Annotated in this window: 1 protein-coding gene and 1 pseudogene; one reads left to right on the top strand and one right to left on the bottom strand. The window is 45.7% G+C overall.

What is annotated here, in order from left to right; all coding sequences use genetic code 11:
• Window positions 1–241: pseudogene (locus tag ABGY95_RS11705) on the bottom strand (hypothetical protein); the annotation flags it as partial.
• A gap of 297 nt (window positions 242–538) precedes the next feature.
• On the opposite strand from ABGY95_RS11705, the gene ABGY95_RS11700 reads away from it, so the two are divergent.
• On the top strand, window positions 539–1,222 hold the full coding sequence (locus tag ABGY95_RS11700) for a hypothetical protein (RefSeq protein ID WP_347441866.1): 684 nt from the start codon (window positions 539–541) through the stop codon (window positions 1,220–1,222).
• Window positions 1,223–1,649: the final 427 nt, after the last annotated feature.

The raw sequence follows: 1,649 nt of genomic DNA, 5'->3' as shown, positions 1-1,649 counted from the left end.
CCATCAGCGAAGCTGTCCTCGCAACAGCAGCAGCATGCTCATAGGGTTTTTCCGTGATCAATACCCCATCGGGAAAGAGCGCCCAGGCCCCTTCACCAATGCGGTTACCCGTATCGAGAATGGAGTAGGGCAAAGCCTCTTCATAAGGCAGGCGTTCATGCCAGCCCAGCCAGAGTTTTTTCTCACAGCGAAGAGCATCGATGTAGCGGGATTTAGTGAGGTAAGGAGTGGAGGTTTTCAAAGTAAAACGTCAAGTTTAATTAAGATCAGAGGTTGCTGTCAGCTTAATATATTGTAAGTAGCGCCTAAGCGCGGACTGCCCAACAAGCCAGCAGCTCTCACCGATTGATTCTCTTTTTCTCACAATGATCGTATGATAATCTGACTCGTATGAAACAGCGATTTAAGACGTTGTTATCCCAATGACGCTGTTTTCTGGGCGTTCTATTTGGTTTTTCCGGTCACGCTTGCAGCGTGCCGGACTTCGCGACTGCGTTGCTCGCCCGCGTGCGCGGAGTTATGTTCTTTAGAGCATTTAATGACAAAGGAAACCAAAGCGACAAGTGATGAATGGTGGGGCTTTAGTTCTCATCATGGCTGGGTTGTTCTCGATCGCAGGATAGCTACAAACCGTCCGGAAAGCTTAGGCGATCTAGTATTTCTGCGATGCAGAGACTGGGCCCAGTATGAGGAAGACCGAAATAACTGGGATCCTCCCACCTATACTTTCTCAGATCGCTATCTAGAAACGCTCAGTAGAGCCGACGCCCTAGAAGCAAAAAAAGTCTTAGTTAGATTTCAAGATAAATACAAAGCTAACAAAGATGAATATTACGCATCAGTAGTTCAAGAGCAACATAAGAACTTTTTCAAGGCACGTGGTGGAATAGCACCCGAAACAAGGCAGGCTCAAAACAAGAGCAGAGCAAGCGTTTGTTGGAACTGCAAAAAATCAGTCAACAACTCAGTTGACCTTGAATGCTTAGCTTGCGGGTGGATAGTTTGTGGCTCTTGTGGGGCCTGTGGATTTCGATGCGAACAAGCAGGCTTTAGCGATAGAACTTATGACCCTAGTGACGAGCCCACAAAACACGAAGAACCCAAACTAGCATCTCAAAACAATGTATTTAAATCATTTAGAGAGGCTGCCGACTATGCTAGAGCGCATCAGGAGTTGACGCTATCTCGAACCAATAATGGAAATGCGTGGAAGGTAGAATGAAGAGTCGGCATAACAATCCGATGTTTTCTAGCTTGAGGGCATGGTGGATGTTTTTTGCTTTCACCCTCTTTTTAATATCTGTTGGAACCCGCGCTACCTCGTGTAATACTGAGAAAGCAAGAGATTGGAGTATAGGCAGTATTAACGCCCCTTCCTGCCACAACCTACTATAAACACTTGGCCGCTATCAATAGTGAAGCGCGGTTAAGTTCCGCCATCAATATCTATCAATAGGCGAATTGCTCTTACATTTACTATAAAACTTACATCATTATGATATGGCTACTTAGTAAAACCTCCTCAGACAGCAAAAGGCCCTACCAGTCTCATCCTTGAGCAACACTCGTCGTTACACGGCAATCGAGTATATAAGCTGTAAAAGCCAATTAGGTCAAAGCTAGGCCTGAGACGCTGATTAGTTATCCTT

Source organism: Rubritalea sp. (genome assembly GCF_039830215.1).
GTDB lineage: Bacteria > Verrucomicrobiota > Verrucomicrobiia > Verrucomicrobiales > Akkermansiaceae > Rubritalea.
The sequence above is the reverse complement of the archived record's forward strand: the minus strand, read 5'-3'. Positions and strand labels throughout refer to the sequence as shown.